The organism is Thermostichus sp. MS-CIW-36 (genome assembly GCF_054059035.1).
This window is the reverse complement of sequence record NZ_JBSSBR010000008.1, coordinates 98,793-114,358: the sequence shown is the minus strand read 5'-3', so window position 1 is coordinate 114,358 and position 15,566 is coordinate 98,793. Positions and strand designations below refer to the sequence as shown.

15 protein-coding genes and 1 pseudogene are annotated in these 15,566 nt (G+C 59.1%); 3 read left to right on the top strand and 13 right to left on the bottom strand.

The features are described 5' to 3' along the window. Positions 1-72: 72 nt before the first annotated feature. The 13 genes and pseudogenes from ribB to ACVWVQ_RS05795 form a co-directional block, all read right to left on the bottom strand. A pseudogene (gene ribB, locus ACVWVQ_RS05855) lies at positions 73-1,308 on the bottom strand (3,4-dihydroxy-2-butanone-4-phosphate synthase); the annotation flags it as partial. Positions 1,309-1,406: 98 nt separating this feature from the next. After that, positions 1,407-2,576, bottom strand: a complete 1,170-nt coding sequence (gene moeB / locus ACVWVQ_RS05850) for a molybdopterin-synthase adenylyltransferase MoeB (RefSeq protein WP_457507380.1) — start codon at positions 2,574-2,576, stop codon at positions 1,407-1,409. A gap of 2 nt (positions 2,577-2,578) precedes the next feature. After that, positions 2,579-2,860 carry a MoaD/ThiS family protein gene (locus ACVWVQ_RS05845; protein WP_011433658.1) on the bottom strand — a complete coding sequence of 94 codons (282 nt, stop codon included), beginning with the start codon at positions 2,858-2,860 and terminating at the stop codon, positions 2,579-2,581. Positions 2,861-3,106: 246 nt separating this feature from the next. Continuing rightward, positions 3,107-3,595, bottom strand: a complete 489-nt coding sequence (locus tag ACVWVQ_RS05840; protein WP_011433657.1) for a M67 family metallopeptidase — start codon at positions 3,593-3,595, stop codon at positions 3,107-3,109. A gap of 161 nt (positions 3,596-3,756) precedes the next feature. Then, the gene (locus ACVWVQ_RS05835) at positions 3,757-4,053 is read right to left on the bottom strand and encodes a DUF6464 family protein (protein ID WP_414329336.1); all 297 of its coding nucleotides are present in this window, start codon (positions 4,051-4,053) and stop codon (positions 3,757-3,759) included. A gap of 119 nt (positions 4,054-4,172) precedes the next feature. Then, positions 4,173-5,606: an argininosuccinate lyase gene (gene argH / locus ACVWVQ_RS05830; RefSeq protein ID WP_457507384.1), complete on the bottom strand. Its 1,434-nt coding sequence runs from the start codon at positions 5,604-5,606 to the stop codon at positions 4,173-4,175. 153 nt (positions 5,607-5,759) lie between these two features. Further along, complete coding sequence (locus ACVWVQ_RS05825; protein WP_414329334.1) at positions 5,760-5,978, bottom strand: hypothetical protein; 219 nt, start codon at positions 5,976-5,978, stop codon at positions 5,760-5,762. Positions 5,979-6,449: 471 nt separating this feature from the next. After that, positions 6,450-8,147, bottom strand: a complete 1,698-nt coding sequence (locus tag ACVWVQ_RS05820) for a PP2C family protein-serine/threonine phosphatase (RefSeq protein WP_238376753.1) — start codon at positions 8,145-8,147, stop codon at positions 6,450-6,452. Positions 8,148-8,244: 97 nt separating this feature from the next. Continuing rightward, a complete protein-coding gene (locus ACVWVQ_RS05815) occupies positions 8,245-9,414 on the bottom strand; it encodes a glycosyltransferase family 4 protein (RefSeq protein ID WP_457507378.1) in 1,170 nt (389 codons plus the stop codon). Between the two features lie 139 nt (positions 9,415-9,553). Beyond that, positions 9,554-10,975, bottom strand: a complete 1,422-nt coding sequence (locus ACVWVQ_RS05810) for an MFS transporter (RefSeq protein ID WP_457507376.1) — start codon at positions 10,973-10,975, stop codon at positions 9,554-9,556. A 261-nt stretch (positions 10,976-11,236) separates the two neighbouring features. Next, positions 11,237-11,581, bottom strand: coding sequence for an MgPME-cyclase complex family protein (locus tag ACVWVQ_RS05805; protein WP_457507374.1), 345 nt, complete (start codon positions 11,579-11,581; stop codon positions 11,237-11,239). A 73-nt stretch (positions 11,582-11,654) separates the two neighbouring features. After that, positions 11,655-12,116 carry a hypothetical protein gene (locus ACVWVQ_RS05800; RefSeq protein WP_414388227.1) on the bottom strand — a complete coding sequence of 154 codons (462 nt, stop codon included), beginning with the start codon at positions 12,114-12,116 and terminating at the stop codon, positions 11,655-11,657. A gap of 156 nt (positions 12,117-12,272) precedes the next feature. Further along, on the bottom strand, positions 12,273-13,391 hold the full coding sequence (locus ACVWVQ_RS05795; RefSeq protein ID WP_414349803.1) for a class I SAM-dependent methyltransferase: 1,119 nt from the start codon (positions 13,389-13,391) through the stop codon (positions 12,273-12,275). 255 nt (positions 13,392-13,646) lie between these two features. Here ACVWVQ_RS05795 and ACVWVQ_RS05790 point away from each other — a divergent pair, with 255 nt between their 5' ends. From ACVWVQ_RS05790 to psbZ, 3 genes are all read left to right on the top strand, one after another. Further along, positions 13,647-14,303, top strand: a complete 657-nt coding sequence (locus ACVWVQ_RS05790) for a response regulator (protein ID WP_457507371.1) — start codon at positions 13,647-13,649, stop codon at positions 14,301-14,303. Then, the gene (locus ACVWVQ_RS05785; protein ID WP_414408811.1) at positions 14,303-14,995 is read left to right on the top strand and encodes a queuosine precursor transporter; all 693 of its coding nucleotides are present in this window, start codon (positions 14,303-14,305) and stop codon (positions 14,993-14,995) included. Before ACVWVQ_RS05790 ends, ACVWVQ_RS05785 begins: the two co-directional genes overlap by 1 nt. 142 nt (positions 14,996-15,137) lie before the next feature. Continuing rightward, positions 15,138-15,323: a photosystem II reaction center protein PsbZ gene (gene psbZ / locus ACVWVQ_RS05780; RefSeq protein ID WP_011433643.1), complete on the top strand. Its 186-nt coding sequence runs from the start codon at positions 15,138-15,140 to the stop codon at positions 15,321-15,323. The last annotated feature ends 243 nt before the right edge of the window (positions 15,324-15,566 follow it).

Genomic DNA, 15,566 nt, shown 5'->3' with positions numbered 1-15,566 from the left:
ACCAGCCTAGAGGTTCGGGCCTGTTTTGTTCTCTGGTAGAGCAGAGCAGGCTCAGGGCTACTGAAAGCCCGCTCCGTACCGCTTAGCGGTCGGAGCCGGGTAGTTTACGGAACAGGACGGCTCCACGTGCAAATTGAGATCCGGCTCTTCCACCAGCAAGGGCACGCGCTCGGCCACTTCCAGGCCAAATCCTTTCAAGCCGCTGATGTGGCGAGAGGTGTTGCTGATCAGGCGCATTTTGCGCACCCCTACATCCCGTAGGATCTGGGCGCCGATGCCGTAATCGCGCAAGTCCATCGCCACCGGTGGCGCGGTTTCAGAAAGTCCCAGATCTTGCCGGGCGTAGGACTTGATTTGCTCGATGAGACTCAGCTCCTGCTCTTGCCGGCGCAGGTACACCAGCACCCCCTTGCCCTGGTGGCCGATCATCTTCAGGGCTGCTGTCAATTGGCGGCGACAATCGCAGCGCAGGGATCCCAGCGCATCCCCTAGGGGACACTCCACATGGACGCGCACCAGGACGGGCTCAGCGGCAAATTGGGTCGGATCCCCTTTCACCAGGGCCAGGTGCTCGACTTGGTTGAGGCTATCGCGGTAGCCGTAAACCCGAAACTGGCCAAACTCCGTTGGCAGGGTGGCGGCAGCCTCTCGGTGAACCAGTTGTTCGGTGCGCAAGCGGTACTCGATGAGGTGGGCGATGGTGATGATCTTCAAATCGTGCTGACGGGCATATTCGATCAACTGGGGCAGGCGGGCCATGGAGCCATCCGGGTTTTGGATCTCGCAAATCACCCCTGCCGGATACAGCCCGGCCAACATCGCCAGATCCACCGCTGCTTCCGTATGGCCAGCCCGTTTGAGTACTCCGCCCTCCCGTGCCCGCAGCGGAAAGACATGCCCAGGCCGGCGCAGATCTTCCGGTCGCGTGTGCGGGTGAATGGCCGCCTGAATGGTGCGAGAGCGATCGGCAGCGGAAATGCCGGTGGAAACTCCAGCCTCTGGCCCAGCATCAATGCTGACGGTGAAGGCAGTTTGGTTGCTGTCGGTGTTCTGCCCCACCATCAGCGGGATCTTCAGCTCATCGAGGCGGGATCCCTGCATGGCCAGGCAGATAAGGCCCCGCCCGTAGGTGGCCATGAAGTTGATAGCTTGGGGCGTGGCAAACTGGGCAGCACAGACCAGATCCCCTTCGTTTTCTCGGTTTTCGTCATCGACCACGATGACCATGCGACCACACTTGAGGTCTTCGAGGGCTTCGGGGATGGAGTGGAAGATCGTTTCTGTCTCGGCCTGCGGGATGGCACTCATGGAAAAAGGGAGAATCTGGCGCAACCGGCCCTGCGCACCGGATCTACCGGATCTATGCTAGAGCAAACTGGGCAACAGCTAGGGATCCTGAGACAGGGTCAGTACTTGGGAATCGAGGGATCGTAAGCCTCTGCCCAGGCGAGGATCCCCCCGCGCAGGTTTCTTCCTTGGATCCCAGCAGCTTGTAGGATCTTCAGGGCTTTGGCCGAGCGTGCCCCACTCTTGCAGTGGACGATCAGCTCTGAGCCGTTAAGGAGGCGACGCACCTGCTCCACCCCGTCGCCGTTTTCAATTTGGGGCAGGGGGATCAGGTGAGCACCAGGGATCCGGCCTATCTCCCACTCATTTGGGTTGCGCACATCGACCAACACAAAGTCTTGGTGAGCATCCATCCGCGCTTTCAGCTCGGCCACAGTGATCTCGGGGATCTCTGTCTGGCCAGCTTGTTCTGTGGCTTGGGCTGGCGGGATCCCGCAGAACTGTTCGTAGTCGATCAGCTCAGTGATGGGCGGAGTAGCCGGGTTTTTGCGCAGCTTCAGCTCCCGGAAGCTCATGTTCAGGGCATCGTAAAGCAGCAGCCGCCCACTTAGGGTTGTGCCCACGCCCAGCAGGATCTTCACGGTTTCGGTAGCTTGAATAACACCGATGATGCCGGGGAGGATCCCCAACACTCCCCCTTCGGCGCAGGAGGGCACCAGTCCTGGTGGGGGCGGCTCGGGGTAGAGATCCCGGTAGTTGGGCCCATCTTCGTAGTTGAAGACCGTCGCTTGTCCCTCGAAGCGGAAGATCGAGCCGTAGACATTGGGCTTGCCCGTCAACACACAGGCATCGTTCACCAGGTAACGGGTGGGGAAGTTATCGGTGCCATCCACAATCACGTCATAGTTGGCAAACAGCTCCAGTGCGTTGTGGGCCTTCAGGGCGGTGTTGTAAACATCCACTTGACAGTGGGGGTTGATCTCCAGGATGCGGTTCTTGGCCGATTCCACCTTCGGCTTGCCCACCCAGGAGGTGCCGTGGATCACCTGCCGCTGCAGGTTGGACACATCCACCACATCAAAATCGACAATGCCGATCCGCCCCACGCCGGCTGCCGCCAAGTACAGCAACAGGGGCGAGCCAAGGCCGCCTGTGCCGATGCACAGCACTTTGCCCGCTTTCAGCCGCTTCTGTCCTTCTAGGCCCACCTCGGGCAGGATCAAATGCCGAGAAAACCGCTCCATCTCTTCGCGGGAGAGGCTGACTTGGCTGGTATCCAGGTTCAACATGCTCACAACCCTCCGGCAATAGCAGGAACGATGCTGATGACGGCTTGTTCTCCCACGGGGGTGTTGTTGCCTTGGGGCAACGTGCGCACATCCTCGTCGTTGAGGTAGACATTGACAAAATTGCGCAGCTTCCCATCCTCGGTGTAGAGGTGGCGCTTCAGCTCGCCATAGCGGGCGATGAGGTTGCCCATCACTTCGCCAACATTGCTGCCCTCGATCTCGACAGCCTCCAGGTTGTCGGTGTAGGGGCGCAGGGGAGAGGGGATCAGAACTTTGGTTGCCATGGGAGTTCGGGGAGAGATCTTGGGTATCTACTGGAGACTTTTGAGGATCCAGAGGATCTGGGCTGACCTATCCGTTTGTCGATCTTGTTGGGGCTGTCTACTGACTTTGAGGATTCAGCTATGTTACAGACAAGGTTCAGCACTAGACTACCGCTTTTTCCGGTGGTACCCATCCCAGCTTTCCGGGATCCCAACTGAACTTAGCCGTGAATTTCAGCCTGAAACAGCGGCAAAGCCCAAACGACTCTAGCTTGCCAAAGCCGGGAGCGGGGGGATGCGAATGTCTTCCAGCATCTGCATCGGCTCCCGTTGGGGCTGCTCCTGCTCATCCAAAACCCAGCTCACCACCTCTTCTGCCTTGCCCTCGCGCACACTGACGATCACACAGGAAAAGCCCCAAGGAAAAGCATGCTGCCGATCAAACTCGGAGGGAATGGCCGCATGGTTGGGATGGGAATGATAGGTGCCCAGGATCCCCAGCCCTTTGCGCACCGCGTGGTCGTTGGCCCGCTTGAAATCCGCCGGATCGATCAAGAAGCGGCGGCGGCTGGATTCTCCGTCTGCCAGAGGGTTTTCCGCTTGATCCCAGGTGTTGGTCACCGACCAAAGCTCGTGGATGATCTTGTCGGATCCCCGGATTTCCCCAATTAAAATGCCGCAGCTCTCGTGGGGAAAGGCTTGTTCGCCGTGCTGGCGGATGCTGTGAAGGTGGTCTGCCGAGAGGTAGAGGGCCATGAATCTCGCCTTTGCCGATGGAGTTACCGTTCTTTTATTCTGGCACAAGTTGGCCGGGGATCCCTCAACTTAGCTACAGCGGATGCCATTGGGGCGCAACGGGCAGGCCGTTCCGCAGAGGCCGCCGCTGCTGAAAATGTTCGGCCACCAGTGTGGCGCGGTCAGACCCGTCCATCGAGTGAACCCAGAGGTGGCTCTGGCTTTGGAGGGGTGACGGGGGCATAGTGGGGGCAACCCTGGCACGGCCCTTGGGGATGGACGGCACAGCGCAACCAGGCCGAGTGGGCACTGAAAACACAAGAGGGATCCCCCAGGGGTGGGCCAAATTCGCCGGCCCGTTGACGGCGCAGCAGCACCACTTGCCGTCGCCAATCTTGCAAAAACCGGCTGTAGGCGCGTTCTCGCCAGCGACGCTTGGCCGCATTTTCGAGGACGTGGGCGGTGAGGTTATCCAACATGGAACGATACCCAGGGAAGAGGCCAACAGGCTGGGAGTTGCGTTGGATGGCTGAGAACCTCAGGATGGCACACACTGGCGAGAAGAACCCAAGAATTGCAAACTCTCCTTGAGTTCAGTTTAAGTTTGTGGAGTTTCTTCCGATGGCTCTGGCTGCTGGTGGCGGGCCTGGGCCCGTTGCAGGGCTTCTCGCACCACAGCAAAGCCCGTTCCCCCGGCGCTGAGCCGCGTGGCCACCACCTGGCGGGGATCGATGGCTGTCAAAATGTCCGCCTCAAAGGCCGGGTGGAAGGTTTTCCAGCGCTCCAAGGGCAGATCCCGCAGCAGGATCCCCTCTGCCAAACAAATGCGCACAATCTGCCCCACCAAATCATGGGCTGTGCGAAAGGGGATCCCTTTGCGCACCAAGTAGTCGGCCACATCGGTGGCGTTGGAGAAATCTTCCTGCACAGCAGCGGCCATGCGCTCAGGTTGAAATTGGATCCCTTCCCGCAGCAGAATGGTCATCGCCTCTAGGCAGGCTTTCAGGGTATCGACCGTGTCGAATAGCCCCTCTTTGTCTTCTTGGAGGTCTTTGTTGTAGGCCAGCGGCAGCCCCTTCAAGGTGACCAACAAAGCCTGGAGATGGCCAAACACCCGCCCCGCCTTGCCGCGCACCAACTCCGGCACATCGGGATTTTTCTTCTGGGGCATGAGGCTGGAGCCGGTGGCACAGGCATCGGTGAGGGTGACAAAGCCGAACTCCTGGGAAGCCCAGAGGATCACCTCTTCCGAGAGGCGGCTGAGATGCACCAAAATCAAGCTGGCGGCAGCGTGGAACTCCACCAGGTAGTCCCGGTCGCTGACGGCATCCAAGCTGTTGGCGCTGATCCGCTCAAATCCCAGCAGATGGGCGGTGAGCTGCCGATCAATGGGCAGGGAAGTGCCGGCCAAAGCCCCGGATCCGAGGGGGCAGACATTCACCTCTTCCCGCACCCGCCCCAGCCGTTGCCAGTCTCGCCAGAACATTTCTTCATAGGCCAAGAGGTGGTGGGCCAAGCTAATCGGCTGAGCCCGTTGCAGATGGGTGTAGCCGGGCAGGATTGTCTCCAGATGCCGCTCGGCCAAGTCCAACAAAACTCCGCGCAGCTCCCAGAGGGCTTGACGAAGGTGATCGATTTGATCCCGCAGATAGAGGCGCAGATCGGTGGCCACTTGGTCGTTGCGGGAGCGCCCGGTATGCAGTTTTTTTCCCACTTCCCCCACCAAAGCCACCAAACGACGCTCGACGGCATAGTGGACATCCTCTGCCTCTGGATCGGGCCGGAAGGTGCCGGCAGCCGCCTCCTGTTGGATCTGCTCCAATCCCTGCCGGATCTGGTCGGCCTCTTGCCGGGTCAGGATGCCACAAGCGGCCAACATTTGCACATGAGCCAGGGATCCGGCCACATCGTAGGGCAGCAGGCGGATGTCGAAGCCGATGCTGGCGTTGAAGCGGGCGATGGCAGGATGCAGGGATCCCTCAAAGCGCTGGCTCCAGGGGCGAGGGGTGGAAGTTACCGTCGGCTCAGACATCGGCTGGGAACCGGAAGAATGGGGAGAAGGATTGACCACCGTAGGAAGACCCCACTGCAGTTGTGGAAAAAAAACACAGAAACCGACCGCCGACGGCCAAAACCCCGCCGGCTCAGGCCAACTGGATCCAGCTAGAGCAATGGTGACAAGGCCCTAGTGGGAGCTGGTGATGCTCTTGAGCATGTAGCCCGCCACGATCCCTATCAAAAGCGCCCAAATTTGGCCCGATTCCACAAAGCCATTCCAACCCTTGCGGATATCGCCCAGCACATCCTGTCGGAACACCTGCCCGACAATCATTTCCGTCTGGAAAGCCGCGGGGGCCGGCAAGTAAACCGAAGCGGTCTCAGACCCAGAAGGAGAGAAGTTCATGGTTGTACCTCAGGTGTAGATAACACAGTGCAGCCAACCTGGTAGCTCCACCAGCTAGAGCGTACCGCTCTGAAAGACCTACGAAACGCCAACAAACACTTCCACTCGCACCGGCGGCGCGGAGTGCTCAGCGTCTGCCGCGCTTCTGCTTTCTTCCTGCCTTAACGAACTATGGCTGGCAGCAGAGATCACCCCCACTGCCCCGCCAGAGGGATCTCCACAGGCGTGACTTCCCCGCAAGCTGCAGGTAGCCGCTCCTTGCTCTCTGAGAGAGCCACACAGACTAAAGCTGGAGCAGGCTTTAGCCCATGCAGAACGCATGCCAGAACTAACCAACTAGCCTAGTAGTCCGGCAAAACCACGTCAACCAACCCACCGTTGCTGCCCAGCCCAGTAGCGTTGAGTAGCTTGCTTGAGCTATTGTGAGCGTTGCGGCCTGCTGTCATTAACCCTGAGTTTGAACTTTTTTAGCTAGGCTGGCTCAGAGTCCGGCAACACCTTCAACACCACCAGCGTTGTATCGTCCACGGGCTCAGGCCGCAGGGAAATCTCGTCCTGCAACAGGAGCTCTGGATCCTCGGGCAGCCATAGGGGAAGAGGGTGGGATCCCCGACGGCCTCGGAAGGCATCCATCTGCTCAAACAAGCTCTCCAAAATGTCTTCGGGGGAGTCGTAGCGACGGGCAGCGTACTGGATGGCGTCCATCAGCCCAGAGGTTTCCAAGCGCTCGCCGCGGGTGTTGGCTGTCTCCGTGTAGCCATCGGTGTAGTACACCACCACATCCCCGGGTTGCAGTTGCACGCAGCTTTCCGAGTAGTGGCTGTTTTCTTCCAAGCCGATCAGCGCCCCCTCTGTGTCCAGGGGTTGAATTTCTCGGGTGCGGGCCTGCCACCACAGGGTGGGGTTGTGGGCCGCGTTGCTGAAGCAGAGGCGATGGGAGCGGGGATCGTACTCCGAATAAAACAGGCTGATGAAGCGATTGGAGTTTTCCAGGTCACTGTACATGGCCCGGTTCAGATGTTGCAGAACACGGGCCGGCGAATGGCGGTTGAGGGCCTCCGCCCGCACCATGGCGCGGGTCATGGTCATCAACAGGCCGGCGGGCACCCCTTTGCCCATCACATCCCCAATGACGATGGCCAAGCGAAAGCCTGCCGTTTCTTCAGATGAGTCGGATGTTTCCAGGCGTTCGCCGGGAATCTTGATGAAGTCATAGTAGTCGCCCCCCACTTTGCTGGCCACCCGGCAACGGGCTGCCAAGCGAATCCCCTTGACTTGAGGGCACTCCCGAGGTAGCAGTTGGGTCTGGATGTAAGAGCCAATCTCCATTTCTTTTTCCAGGGCCATCTTGCGGCGCAAGGCTGCCGTCAAGCGGTCATTTTCGATGGCCACCCCTGCCTGATCGGCGACCAAGCGCAACAGTTGTTGGCGACGTTCATCCCAGTGGTAGCCAGGCTGACGGCTGAAGACGTACAAGCGACCCTGGACAGAGTTGCGAATCAGCAGCGGCGTGCCGAAAAGGCGTACATCCGGCCCCAAGCTCTGGCGGAACCGTTCGTCCAAGAGGTGTTCAAGGGCAGGGATCTTAACAGACAGGGATCCCTCCGTTTTGAGAATGGGCTCTTGAGCCGAGAGGGTCTGGGTAATTTGCTCCATCTCAGCCCGAATCTGCTCGCGGTGATTGAGATCGGAACAATGCAGTTGATCCAACTGGATGGTGCCGTTGGGATTGAACAAAACCAGGGCTCCGCCTTCGGCATCGGTCAGTTGGCTGGCCACAAAAGCCGTCAGCTCCAGGATCTGGTTCAAGTTGTTAAAAGAGCGCAGAGCAAAAGCCAGCCACGCCAGCAGATACTGCATCCGATGGTGTTCTCTCTCCAGTTCTGCCACCCGATCCGGCATTGCAGGGGCAGGCACAATGGCCGGCTTGACCTCCGGCAGCTCTCTATCATCGGACGCAACGGCACCTGAAGAGGTGGGATCCTCATCCTGGCCGGTCTGAGCTGAGCGCAAGTCCCCCGAATTGTCCGTGGGCGACAGCGACGGAGCATTGGGGGGGAGGGGATTTTTGCCCGAATCCTGGGCCAGCAAGGACTCTGACCACAAAGAATCTGACAGCCCGGCAGGGGGCTGCCCTAAAACGGCCTTTTGGGGGCTGTGATCATCCATCGGGAAGACTGGCGTTAATCCCTTGGAAACGTAACGAAACAGCTTAGCAAAAATATCACAAGCTTCATCACACAAAGATCAAGATCCTCATTTTCCCTCACACCCGGCGATGCTGACGGGATCCCTGGCACAGCTCTCGATAGAGCTGTTCCACCCGGCTGAGGTTGTGGCTGAGGGTATAGCGCTCCAGCACCCGCTGGCGGGCCTTCATCCCCAGCAGTTGGGTAAACTCCCGTTGATCCCGCAGCAAAGGCAGCAGCGTTTGCAGCTCTGCTGTCACCCGTGTCGGATCCAGCGGGATCCCAGCTCCATCGGCCAAAACCTCGCCATCGGCACCCACATCGGTGGCTACCGCTGCCACCCCACAGGCCATCGCCTCCAGCAGCGACAAAGAGAGCCCCTCGATCAAGGAGGGCAAAACAAACACATCAGCCCCTCGCAAGATCTCGATGCGCTGCTGCTCGTCGGCAATATAGCCCAGCCAGTGGATCCCATGTTGAAGGGTGTAGCAGGGCTTGAGGGTGTTGAGCAGTGGCCCATCCCCCACGATCAGCAGACCACACTTCTCCCCCATTTGGGCGTGTTTCCAAGCCTTGAGCAGGGCTTCCAGGTTTTTTTCCGGCGAGACCCGCCCTTGATAGACGAAGATCCGCTCCAGTCCCAACCGCTGTTTGAGGGTGGAGGGCCCAGGCGCGTACTTGTCCACATCCACACCATTGGGAATGACCACCACCTGCTGGGGGCTCACCCCCAGTTTGACCAAGATCTCCCGTTGCGTTTCCGAGAAGACAATGGTGCGGTGATAGTTGGCCAAACACGGGGCGTAGAGCTGGTAGGCCAAGTATTGGGTGCGAGAGGCGATGTTGCGCCGCCGCCGGTCGAAGGCCGGGTGGAAGGTGGCCACCAGCGGCTGGTTGAGCTCAGCACAGATCTCCGGCAGCACAAAGTCGATGGGAGAAATGGTCAAGGAGGCATGTACCAGATCCGGCTGCAATTCCTTGAGAGCCTGGGTGAGCAACCGCTTGGCGTTGGGGGCCGGGATCGTGTAAATCTGCGATTTGTACAGACAGGGGAGGGAAACGTCTCGACGATCCAGCTCCGCCCTCCAGCCTTCACCACCGGGATCCAGAGCGGGCGATTGGCCGTCGTTGGTGAAGTGAAAAAAGCTAACCTGATGTCCCCGATCCAAAAGGCCGTTGGTCACCTCGCGGCTATAGGTGACGTTGCCACAGAAAGGTGTCTTTTTGCCTATCCAGGCGATGTGCATGGGCGGATCCCCGCGGAGCTGAAACGCTGAGCTGCAAAGGGAGTCTCGATGCTCAAGCCTCTACAAGAGTAGCAGAGTTAGCTCCTGCCTTGGCCCGTCCCCTCGGAAGAGGATATCCAACCTCGCGCTGCGGCAGGATTTACGAGACCTCTCTGCCCAATAGGCTCCAGGTGTACAGCCCCGCCAGCCCCGCCAGAACAGACAGGGCCACAAACATCCAGGGAAGGCCAAGGCGGGCTTCTGCCAATCCCGTGAACACCAGCGGCAAACTGAGGGCAATGTTGGCGGCGTTGTTCTGGAGCCCAAAGATCTTGCCTCGCAGATGGTCAGGCGTTTCCTCTTGGATCAAGGTTTGCATCGGCACCGCCACCAAAGCCCCCCCACAGCCCAACAGGGCAATCCAGCCCAAGCTGGGCAGCAACCAGTGGGTCGTCCAGGATAGGGCTGCCAGAGCCCCACAGAGCAGCAGGGATCCCAGGCCAACCCAGGCGCGGCGGCTCACCCGTCGGCCCGTATGGCCCACCCAAAAGGCGCCGATCCCCATGCCCAGGCCGGCAGCGGCCAACAACACCCCGAACTGATCTGGCTTCAGCTCTGCCATCACTTCGGCCATGCGCACCGCCAACACTGCCAGCGCCGCAAACAGCGAGTAGAGCACCACCACCTGCACCAAGGCAGCTCGGATCAGGGGCATCTGGCTGACATATTGCAGGCCCAAGCGGAGATCTTCCCAGAGGTGGGGGACTTCCCAACGCCGGGGCTCTAGCTTCTCGCGGGGTTGCAGCAGCAATAGCAGGGATCCCGCCAAGAGGTAGGCTCCCCCCACCAACAGCTCCGGCCCCACTTCCCAGCCCGGCAACCAATGGCGTACCCAACGATCTGCCAGGGTTAACAGCGGCTCCCCCACGGCAAACCCGACGATCAGCGAAGCCATCATCGTGGTGGTGTACAGGGAGTTGGCCGCCAGCAACTCTCGTTTCGGCAGGATCAGGGGCAAAGTCGCCTGCTCGGCAGGAGCAAAAAACTGGGTTAGAACCGAGACGGCAAAGCTCACCAGCAACAGCCCCGCAAACCCCAAGGGGATCCCCGGCCAAAGGTCGCGCCCGGCAGTGAGCCAGAGCAGCGGCGGCAACAGCAGCACTAGGATCCCACGCCCCAGGTTGGAGAGCACCAACACCCCTTTTTTCAGCCAGCGATCCACAAATACCCCTGCCAGGCTGCCCAATAGCATCGCCGGCAGCGTAAAAGCCAGCATGATGGCCGAGACCCAACCGCTGATGGAAGCCCCTTCCGGCTGAAATTCGCGGGCAACCAACCCAATCAGCAGCACCAACAACACCTTGTCCGCCAACTGGGAACACGCCTGCCCCATCCACAGCAGCAGGAAATTGCGCCGGCGCAGCACGGCCACAAAGTTGCTCAGGCCCGGCTCAGATAGACCTTGATCTTCTTTCTCTTCTTTTTGCCCTTTTTCGGGATCCTCAGGAGGTGGCTCCGGCAAGGGATCCCCAGGAGAACACTCCGGCGAGCTGAGGGCGGGGCTTGCTGTCGGCTCAGGCAAGAGAGCTTCTGACTTCAGTCCCCAACTTGGCGTTGATGCAGGTAGATCCCGGAGAGGGGAACTGGGGTGGCAGATCCCTGCCCCTCCTTGTGGCCAATCCCATCGTTGCTCCCAAGTCATGATGCTCCCCAGGTGACCTGCCCATTTCCCCGACGTCGATGCCCCAACGGACGTCAGCAGACGAAAGCAGAAACAAGGTGCCCCGATCTTATCTTGGCCCGCCTTCCAATCCACCAACCCAAATCTTGGGAATCGGCAGGCTTATCCTTCTGCGGCAGATAGAGAGCGCAAGGGATCCGGGATCGACTCGCTGGGAGCCACAAAGCTGCCCTTCTCTACAAAGGTTAAGCGCAGGCTCAGCCAACGAATAAAATCCGCGTTGGTGGATACCACTGCCCCCAGGGGCTCCTTCAACTTGTCCCGCAGGGGCTTTAACTCTGGAGCTTCCATGAAGGCCGGCTGGGGCACCCAGAAGAAATCGACAGGGTGATGGTGCTCCTCGCAGTATCGACGACGCTCCTCCAACACCTCTTCCAGGGGCTCAGAACGCAAGAAGGACAGGCTGGCAACGACAAAATGATAGGTAGTCGGTTCGGCAGCAGACATAAGATTGCTGTGGAACTGTGTTGAGAATAAAGGCTAGAGCCGGGCGTCCACCGCTCCTTGCAGATCCTCTCCCTCAGAGAGAGGCAGATTTGAGCAGATGCGGAGCCGGATCGCGGGAGCTACACAGCGGCTGACAGTCTTCCAACTGCCGGAGAACGGGTAGCCGCGCCATGACTTCCTCAGGGGGCATGGAGTGTTCTGAAGCCTGCTTGAGGGTAGGTAGAGCCTGAGCTGCCCATTCCCGAGCCCAGGGAGCGGACTCAGGAGTTTCCTTCTCCTCCAACAGCTCTTGGCAAAGGGCAGTTGAGCGCTCCAAGTCACCACTGCCCTGATAAGCCATAATCAGAGCCACACGAGCCAAAGCGCATTCTTCCGGATTTGCCCTCGAGCCATTGCGCTCGCTCAGGCGGTGCTCCTGTCTCTCTTGGATGGAACAGCAGTAGCAGAAGGACTCGAGAAGGTTGATCGCCTCCAGGTAGCGCTCCTGCTTGAGAGCAGTAATGCCGGCGCGGAGGGATCCATGAGGGTGAGACATGAGCCTAAGCACAAGAAAAAGATCTTAGACGGACTTGCACCCAAGGGTTATCCAGTTAGTGACCCGTCTTCTTATCCAAGGTTTCGTGTCTAAAACTACTATACACCCTCTGGACAAGTGGCCGCCGACTTACTCCTTAGCTTGTGGAAGGGGCGCTCAACCTTTACGGGCTAGGGTGTAGGTGCTGACATAGTGAGTTTCTCGGCGCAACACCGCACAGCCTGCCTGTTGCAGGCGCACCCCCAGATCGTCGTGGATGTAGTCGCGGTAGTAGGGTTCGTGGAAGGTTTGCATAAAGGCTTCCATCGTCTCCTTCAGCTCTGGCGAATCCAGCAGTTGCACCGAGTCGCAGATGACCACCACGCCCCCTGGCTTCACCACCCGACTCATCTCGTTGATGACATTTTGTCTGGCCGGGCCAGGCAGCTCATGAAAGAGAAAAACGCTGATGACGGCGTCAAAGGTGGCATCGGCATAGGGCATGGCCTCGGCGTTGGCGCGGATAAGCTGGGGCAGCTCCCCCGGCAGCTCCTGCAACAGTCGGTTGGCCTTGCGCAGATAGGCGGGGGAAAGATCCAGACCGTACAAAGCCGCTTTGGGCAGGGATCCCCGCAGCAAGCGCAGCATCCGCCCCGTGCCACAGGCTACATCGAGGATGTGGGGGCTGACCAAGGTGGGATCCAACGCATCTTTGAGCAGGCGAATCACCCGACGGCGCATTGCATCCGCTGTGCCCCCAAACAGCAGCTCCACCTGCAGGTCATAAAGCTCAGCCGAGCTGTCGCTCAGATAGCCGTTGGTTTGGTAATGAAAATTTTGCAGGTAGTATTTCGGATAGCCCTCGGTGGAGATGTCTTGAGAAAACTCTTGGTAACGCTTGCTGTGAACCCGCCGAGTAATTTGCGGCAAATCCAACCACACCTGTGGGTAATAGCGGGCAAAGTCCAGCCAGGGGTTGTCGAACAGGAGCGCGTGAGGGTAGTACCCTGCCTCAGCATCTTGCCAGTCCGCTTGCAGGAGTTGTTCGTAACGGGCCCGCAACACCTGTAGCGTGTCAGCGCTCACCCGCACCTTGGCCCGCGGCGGCGGGGTCCTCCCGGAGGAGAAGCTTTGCAGATCCCTGAGCACGGAGAGCATCAGATCTGAAGCTTGGGTGGAGAGCGCTTTGTGGGCAAAGCCGAAGATGTTTTTGCCCCACTGAAAAGCGCGGTAGGCAGCTTCTCCGACTGGAGATGGGATCGGCAGCGACAGCTCAGGACTTAGTTGTAGGCTCATAACCCTGCAAGGTGCGAATGAAGAATGAAGGCTTAACGTTTGTTTACACTTAATTATAGCAAGGCGGCCACGCCGGGCCGGCAGCCGCTGGGCGCGGGGAAAACCTGGCGGAATTGGATCCCTGAGCACACCCCATCTGGCCAAGCAGGGGAGTACTCTAGTGGTGTCCTCAAAAGGATGTCCCCGATTGCCCTATGAGCTGGAGGAAGGGGCTGATCAGGTCGATTTGATAATGGGAAGAGGGAGCGCCTCAGCATGACAACCAAGACGGTGTTGGTCATTGACGATAGCATCATGATTCGCAAGATGGTGGCCAGCATCTTGGCCGATCAGTTCCAAGTGGTGGAGGCCAAAGACGGGTTGACAGGGCTGGAAGCGGCCAAAAAACATCACCCCGACCTGATCCTGCTGGATTTTGTCATGCCCAAGATGGATGGCTACGACACCTTGCAGGCCATCCGCCGCGAAGACAGTCTGAAAAATACTCCTATCATCATGATGTCGGGGCTGAAGGAACAGGTGACTGCCCGCATCCCTGAGCCCTTTGTCGATTTTGACTTTATCGAGAAACCGTTTGAGGCAGATGCCCTTTTGGCTCGCATCCAAAAGGCCCTCCAGGTCGCTCCTGCCGCCGCACCGGAGCCGGGATCCGAAACCAACACCCAACTGATTCTGAACCGGCTCACCGCCATCGAGACGCTGCTGATTCAAGGTACGGAAAACTTGATCCAGCGGGAGGTGGTGGCGCGGCTTTCTGGGATCAACCAACGCCTGGCGCGTCAGGAATCCCGCAGCAGCAATCTGGAGGCCCAGATCAGCAAGCTCGCCGGCGAAGTGGAGCGACACACTCAGGGTTTGGCCTTGATCGTCAAGGAGCTGCGGCACATTCGTAAGTTGCTGGGGGGATCCTGATGTCTGAGAGGGTTTTTGAGCGAGCTTATCGGCACCTGGATGCGGTGACGGCTCTATTTGTGGCCGTGCTGCTGATTTCCAACATCGCCTCGACCAAGATCGTTCTTCTGGGGCCCTTTACCTTTGACGGGGGCACCATTCTCTTCCCCCTCAGCTACATCTTCGGCGACATCCTCACCGAAGTCTATGGCTATGCCCGCTCGCGACGGGTGATCTGGCTGGGATTTCTCTCGGCGGCCCTCATGTCGGTGACATTCATGATCGTGGGATCCCTGCCGGCCGCCCCCGACTGGCCCTATCAAGAAGCCTACGACCAGATTCTGGGCCTGACGCCCCGCCTTGTGCTGGCCAGCTTAATCGCCTATTGGGGAGGCAGCTTTGCCAACGCCTATGTACTGGCCCGGATGAAGGTGTGGACGCGGGGACGGTGGCTGTGGACGCGCACCATCGGCTCTACCTTGGTGGGCCAAGCGGTGGACACGGGTCTGTTTGTCACTTTGGCTTTTTGGGGGGTGTTCCCTGGCCTGGGCAGCTTAATACTCTCCAACTATGTGTTCAAGTGTGCCGTTGAGGTGGCGTTTACGCCCCTGACCTATGCCATTACCGGCTGGCTAAAGCAGCAAGAACAAGAAGACTACTTCGATGTGGCAACCGACTTTAACCCCTTCCGCCTCCAGCCTGTATCCAGGTGAGTCCATCAACTGCCCCAACGGATTTGGCTTTGAGAGGGATCCTATTTTGGTATAGTCAGAGCGTCATCCTATTTATCCTGCTGCCGTCCGGTGTTGCCGGGAGCTTTTATCCAAGACAAGACTTTTGTGAGGGATCCGCAAGATGATGCTTGTTTTCCAAATTGCTTTGTTGGTGTTGGTGCTTTACAGCTTGCTGTTGGTGGTGGCGGTGCCGGTGCTCTACAGCTCAGCCAGTGACTGGAGCCGGGCCAAGAATGTGATTCTGGTGGGATCCCTGCTCTGGGTGCTGATGGTGATCGGGGTGGGGGTGCTGAGTTTCCTCAAGTGAAGAAGCAGTAGAAGGGCAGGGGCATCTTGCCGTTACAATCGGCGCTGTGGGGGGCTGCACTGTGGGTATGGTGGCCCAAAGTTCTTGTTGAGATCTCTGCCAGAACTGCGTACTTGCGCACCCCGGTGAGCCCTAGGCTCTCTCGGTAGAGAGGATCCCATCCCCTACAATGGACGGCGAGATGGCGGTCTTGCCACTGGTTAGGTTGGCTGCAGGTTGCGTTGGCAAGCTTTGAGGGTGCTG

Excerpts from the sequence above, each read along its gene's own strand:
- moeB (WP_457507380.1), bottom strand. The coding sequence starts at position 2,576 with ATGTTGAACCTGGATACCAGCCAAGTCAGCCTCTCCCGCGAAGAGATG.
- ACVWVQ_RS05845 (WP_011433658.1), bottom strand. The coding sequence starts at position 2,860 with ATGGCAACCAAAGTTCTGATCCCCTCTCCCCTGCGCCCCTACACCGAC.
- ACVWVQ_RS05840 (WP_011433657.1), bottom strand. The coding sequence starts at position 3,595 with ATGGCCCTCTACCTCTCGGCAGACCACCTTCACAGCATCCGCCAGCAC.
- ACVWVQ_RS05835 (WP_414329336.1), bottom strand. The coding sequence starts at position 4,053 with ATGTTGGATAACCTCACCGCCCACGTCCTCGAAAATGCGGCCAAGCGT.
- argH (WP_457507384.1), bottom strand. The coding sequence starts at position 5,606 with ATGTCTGAGCCGACGGTAACTTCCACCCCTCGCCCCTGGAGCCAGCGC.
- ACVWVQ_RS05825 (WP_414329334.1), bottom strand. The coding sequence starts at position 5,978 with ATGAACTTCTCTCCTTCTGGGTCTGAGACCGCTTCGGTTTACTTGCCG.
- ACVWVQ_RS05820 (WP_238376753.1), bottom strand. The coding sequence starts at position 8,147 with ATGGATGATCACAGCCCCCAAAAGGCCGTTTTAGGGCAGCCCCCTGCC.
- ACVWVQ_RS05815 (WP_457507378.1), bottom strand. The coding sequence starts at position 9,414 with ATGCACATCGCCTGGATAGGCAAAAAGACACCTTTCTGTGGCAACGTC.
- ACVWVQ_RS05805 (WP_457507374.1), bottom strand. The coding sequence starts at position 11,581 with ATGTCTGCTGCCGAACCGACTACCTATCATTTTGTCGTTGCCAGCCTG.
- ACVWVQ_RS05800 (WP_414388227.1), bottom strand. The coding sequence starts at position 12,116 with ATGTCTCACCCTCATGGATCCCTCCGCGCCGGCATTACTGCTCTCAAG.
- ACVWVQ_RS05795 (WP_414349803.1), bottom strand. The coding sequence starts at position 13,391 with ATGAGCCTACAACTAAGTCCTGAGCTGTCGCTGCCGATCCCATCTCCA.
- ACVWVQ_RS05790 (WP_457507371.1), top strand. The coding sequence starts at position 13,647 with ATGACAACCAAGACGGTGTTGGTCATTGACGATAGCATCATGATTCGC.
- ACVWVQ_RS05785 (WP_414408811.1), top strand. The coding sequence starts at position 14,303 with ATGTCTGAGAGGGTTTTTGAGCGAGCTTATCGGCACCTGGATGCGGTG.
- psbZ (WP_011433643.1), top strand. The coding sequence starts at position 15,138 with ATGATGCTTGTTTTCCAAATTGCTTTGTTGGTGTTGGTGCTTTACAGC.